At 32.9% G+C, this 5,895-nt stretch carries 2 protein-coding genes; both read left to right on the top strand.

Annotated features, from left to right (window positions below; translation table 11 throughout):
• Window positions 1-1,629, top strand: a 1,629-nt coding sequence (locus DM84_RS04410; RefSeq protein ID WP_250778625.1) for a hypothetical protein, incomplete at its 5' end; no start/stop codon positions are given.
• Between the two features lie 24 nt (window positions 1,630-1,653).
• On the top strand, window positions 1,654-5,895 hold a 4,242-nt coding region (locus DM84_RS04405), incomplete at its 3' end, for an ankyrin repeat domain-containing protein (RefSeq protein ID WP_250778623.1).

Here is a 5,895-nt window from a genome sequence, read left to right as displayed (position 1 = left end):
TTTACAGGAATCGATGATCGTGACGTTATCATAGATAGTGGTGGTGGCTCTAACAACAATGAGAAAGATGTAGTTGAAAATTGTAAAAAAGTAATTATTTTGCCGTATACTACAGTCAAGGGTGGAAAGAGCAGTTATACTTTTTACGTAAAAACTGCAGACTATAAAGGTAGGGATTTATATTCAGAAATTGATGTAGATGGAACAGGAACTATAATTTTTCCAGAAATTGATTTATTAGGTGATTGTGATCAAATAACTTACTCTACAAGCAGTAACACTTTATCTTTAAAAATAAATTTGGGTCAAGACAACAAATTTACTCTTGATATAAAAAATTATGTTGAGCAAAGCAATAATAAACCTCACTTTGCACTAATAGACAAAAATGGTAGTAATATTGTTCCTAAAATTGAAAGGTCAGACTCATCAGTTATAGAAATTAATTCATTTGAATTACATTCAGAACATTCTCTAGATAACTTTGATGACATAGAAAATCATTACAAGAAAATTCTAAACAATAACAAGGATTACAAAGTCTTTAGTGTTATCAGAGATAGAGTACAGAATCATGGTAATAGTGCAGTTCCAAATATGGTTTTTGGTTCTCAGGAAGATGATGTAATGAACTTCGATCAAGGTACTATATTTGCGAGAGGAGGAAAAGGAAGTGACGTGTATATTATTGCTGATGGTATAGGTAACAAAGAAATTCAGATTGATAATTATTCAGATGATGAAAAAGCGGATACGCTATTTATGCCAGAGGTTGAAAAAGATTTTTTAGTCCAACAATGTAACTTACATTTAAACTATAATAATACTAGTATTCAAGTAAAAAACTATCTTCAAGATCGTAATTATAGACATCTCGTAATTATGAATAAAAAAGGAGAAACATTTATTCCTTATGTACAGTCAATGTCGTGTTCTTCCTCAGAAAAAGGTAAATTAGTTCCTTTTTTCCACGCTACACAAGCTCAAAACATGTTTGTGTTACCTAAAGATTTTCAAGATGATCATGTAGTGATAGATTCCCGTCTTGAAGATATTGAGCGATATAGAAACAAAGATCATCTTTTACTGATAAGGAATAACGAGGTTCCTTTTATAATAAAAGTAGAAAATTTTTATGATAATCAAAGTAAATGGAGAAACGTTAATTTTTTTCTGTGGAATGATGGTAATTTTTCCTCATATCTTGGCTTACAGCAAGAAGTTAATGGAATAATGGACTATCAAGATAAACTTAAGAGTGATTATGAGAAAACTGTAAAAGAATACACTATAGACTTCACTGAGTCTGTCGATATTACACATAATCAAAATGGTACTTTAAATTCGATAGAGGAAGATGAAAAGCGTACAGGAGTAATGATACTGAAGAATATTACTCCAGATCGGATTAGAGTTTCTAGTAGTAACACAGATTTGGTGTTTTCTGATGAAGTATCCAATCACACAATCAATATAAAGAATTGGAATAATTCTGAATCTTATAGAATTTCTACATTAGAATTTGATCTAGGTTTAGAACCGATAGTAATCCGTAGATTAGATAGATTCAATTTATCCGAGGCAAGAAAAATACAAGCTTTAATTGATAAAGCTTCAGAAAATTACTAAAATAGAAGTAAATATACCCCTAAAGTGGAAAATGACTTTAAATGTTTAATATCAGTTGACGATTTTGAAAGAGAAAACAAAGAACCAACACATCAATGTCTTGGTTTTTCTTCACTCCAGGACCGAGTTAGCTTTACAGAAAATTTCTGTAGTTTAGAGCAAATCGAGGAACTCAAAAATAAAACACCAAGTAGTAATCAGATTTTGACATTGCTTGAAAAGTTAGAAAATAACCTTTTGCTGAATGGTTATGATTCAAACATCATAGATCAGTGCAATAAGTGGATGATAACTTCAGGATTGGGGGTATTGAAACCTTTGGTAAGCACAGCAGTTTATGAAGGTAAATGGGATGAAGTCAAAACTCTTCTTGATAAAACTGCTAAAAAAAGTACTGCTGATGTTGAACATAAAAGTCAGTGTTCACAAAAATGGACGCCTTTGCATTATGCTGTTTACAACGGTAATGTGAAATTAAGTGAAAGTGTATTTAAATCATTTTTAGAGAAGAAAGGTGACATTAATGCTTTAACTAGTTGTAACGATGATAATTGGGCACTTTTGCACTATGCTGTTCATTATGGTAATCCTGATATGGTTAGCTTTCTTATAGATAAAGGTGCTAGTATTGAAATTAGAAGTAAGGAGGGTAAGACACCCCTGCATTTGGCTGTTGAAGAAGCAAAGCAAAACGTAATTAATCTTCTTCTTGATAGAGGTGCTGATATCGAGGCTAAAAACAACGATGGTAGAACACCTCTATATTTAGCCGCTTACAATAATGACTTAGGTGTAATTGAACTTCTTTGTAACAGGATCAAGACTAAAAGTAATGACGCATTTAAAATGATAAAACAGGTTGAATTTTTAAAGAAGGAAGTTGTTAACCAAGCAAATATTCCATCTAACGCAAAAAGATTGGTAGAGTTTTGTATAAGTAGTTTAAAAGGTTCGATAAAAAGTACAGCAAAAAAGGTGCTAAAGGATGGTATGCTGCATAATCGTAGTGCTTCGACTATTGAACTTTTGGATGAGATTTATAATTTTGATGAAAAGTTGTTTGATAGAGCAATTAAGGAAGCTGTAAGTGACGTATACTGGCAAGTAGATAAAAAAGAAATATTAAGGTTTATATACAGTCATAATAACCCTGGTCAGAGTATCTCAGGTTATATGGCTGTGTTTGATAAAATGCCGAAGAACGATGGTGCAGTATTTGAGTTAGCTCACCGTATTAAAAGTACAGTGAATTCTAATAAATATTCCGGGGTCAGTTCAGAAAAAAGATCTGATCTTGAAAGGCTAAAAAGTAAATTACCAGAGTCAGTGAGAAATGCGGTATTTTCATCAGAGGTATGTATTAAAAATGTTGAGTATGGAAGGTACTTGTACTCACCTAATAATGATTGTATGTACCACTTAAACAATTGTGATAGGGATAGGCGGTATGTGTTCACTTGGCCTTCAAATGGAAATAGTGATCAATTTAAGTGGAAGGTTGAGCTCAATGGCGATAATGTGTATCTAAAGAATGTTGAGTATGGAAGGTACTTGTACTCACCTAATAATGATTGTATGTACCACTTAAACAATTGTGACAAGGATAGGCGGTATGTGTTCACTTGGAAATCAGGGGAAAGTGTTACCAATGGTGTTTGGAAGATTGAAGATTGTGGATCTACTTGCAAGAGACGTAGTATACAAGGGTCAAATGGTTATAATCAAAGTGTAGTAGACTATCAGTCAATATTGACTGAAGAAAATAGTCAGCAAATAGCAAGTAGAATATCTACTATAGTTGAAGATGTTGAAAGGCACACCTTTTTAAATCAGTCAAAAAATAAGTTAGATTTAGATAGTTGTTTAAATAATAGAGGGAGAAGCAACGCTGCGGATTCTATGAGGAGAGATGTTTGTAGTGAACTCAATGCAAGTGGGAGAAAAAATATTGTTCTAAGCGGAAACGATGTATGTACAATTACTTCAGGTCATGAAACACTTGATATTGAAAACTTCCCTATTCAAGAGGTAATCATTAATGAGGGTGTCAATGGAAAGAAAAGTTTAAGAAGTATATTAGATTTACATCAGCTGGTACAGCAAGTAGATAGGGATTTGAGTATAAAACCGATACCAACGGTTATTAAAGACAAAAGTGATTTATTAATTAAGTTATCTATATCAGCTACCGGCTTGCAGCAAGATGTAATAACAGTTAGGCTGAAGGATGCACTTATAAATAAGTGGTATAAAAAACTACAAATTATTTTTGATAATGCACCGGTGGAAATAGATGGTAATCTAGATTTAAAGTCTTCATTCTTTATTTCTGATGAGAAAATTATTGTAGTAAGACCTCAAGACATAGAAGAAAATAGTAAACTAATTATATCTAAAAAAGCAGGGCGGTATACCTACCTTCATGATAAATATGACTTGATAGTTACCAATGCCTTTAATGCTGGCATAGAAGCAAATGAGTTGTGTATTATATATTTTAGAGATTTCTATAAAGAACCTGAAATGAAAACATTATCTATAAAATTTACTGACAAAGAGATATTATTAAGTAATGAAGTAGATAAAATACATAATTCAGATAGTATTGATAAATTAAATAATGTGAGTTCTATTGTTAATTCACAAGAGAGTTCTATACATTTAGAGGTTCCAAACAGTGGAGACATAAATGCTCAAGGTAAACTTGACAGAACACTGTTGCATCTTGCTTCCGAGGCGGGTGAATTTGATAAGGTTAAACTTCTTCTTGATAGAGGAGCTAATATTGATGCTCAAGACAAGGAAGGTAAAACACTTTTACACTTTGCTGCATCAGGAAATAATTTGGATATGGTTCAATTCCTTCTTGACAGAGGTGCAAGTATCGAAGTTCAAGACGGGCGTGATTGGACACCGATACTTTATGCTGCTCAGTCAGGTAAATGGGGTGTGGTCAAACTTCTTATTAGTAACGGTGCAAAATTTAATAATGAGATAACGTATCAGGGAACGCCTTTACATTTTGCTGCTCAAGGGGGTAATTTGGATATAGCTCAATTTCTTCTTGATGAAGGTGCTGCCATCGAATCTCAAGACAAAGATGATAAAAAGCCTTTAGATCTTGCTGTTGAAGCAGGAAGGTTGAACGTAGCAAAACTTCTTCTTGATAGAGGTGCTAGTGTCAATGCTAAAGATAAGAATGATAGAACACCTTTAGACTTAGCTACTAAAGGAGATATGATAGAGCTTTTGAAGAGAGCGCAGATGGATCAAGGATTGTCAATCAATGCACGAGAGGGCACTTTTGATAAAGTGGAAGATCTTATTGCTCAAGGTGCTAATTTAGAAGCTAAAGATAATAATGATAATACTCCTCTACATAATGCTTGTAATAATGGTCACTTTAACGTAGCAAAATATCTTATCGAAAAGGGAGCTAGTTTAAAGGCTAAAAATAAAGACAATAAAACACCTTTAGAGTTGGCTGATCACAAGGGTTACATAAATATAGTAGAAATGATAAAGCAGATACAATCAGGATTAGATGAAGAATTGTTGTCTGCGGTGAAAAATGGTGATCCTAATAAAGTTGATGATCTTGTTAGCCATGGTGCTAGCTTGGAGGTGAAAGATAGCAATGGTAACACTCTTTTACATTATGCTTCTCAAAATGGTCATTTAAAAGTAGTAGAATATCTTATCGAAAAGGGAGCTAGCTTAAAGGCTAAAAATAAAGATGGTAACACACCTTTAGACTTGGCTGTTAAAGAAAATATAAAAGAATTTTTGAAAAAAGCACAGTCAGGTTTAAATAAAGAATTGTTGGCTGTAGTAAACGGTGATGATCTTAATAGAGTCAAGGCTCTTGTTAGCCAAGGTGCTAGTTTAGAAGCGAAAGATAATAGTGATAATACTCCTTTACATAACGCTTGTAATAATGGTCATGTGAAAGTAGTAGAATATCTTGTCGAAGAGGGAGCTAGCTTAAAGGTTAAAAATAAAGATGGTGAAACACCTTTGCATGTAGCTGCTCAACATGATAGTACACTTGAAGTAATTGAATTTATTTTGAACAGAGATCTTAGTGGTATTAATGATATAACTAATAGCGGTAGAACACCTTTACATTTAGCTATACAAGGAAATAAACCAAGTACAGTCAAACTTCTTCTCAATAAAGGTGCTAATATTAACGCTAAAGACAAGGATGGTAAAACACCTTTGGATTTGGCTATGCAAGAAGGTTATACAAATATAGTGGAGATG

The organism is Wolbachia pipientis (genome assembly GCF_023661085.1).
Taxonomy (GTDB): domain Bacteria; phylum Pseudomonadota; class Alphaproteobacteria; order Rickettsiales; family Anaplasmataceae; genus Wolbachia.
This window is presented reverse-complemented; position numbering and strand designations above follow the sequence as displayed.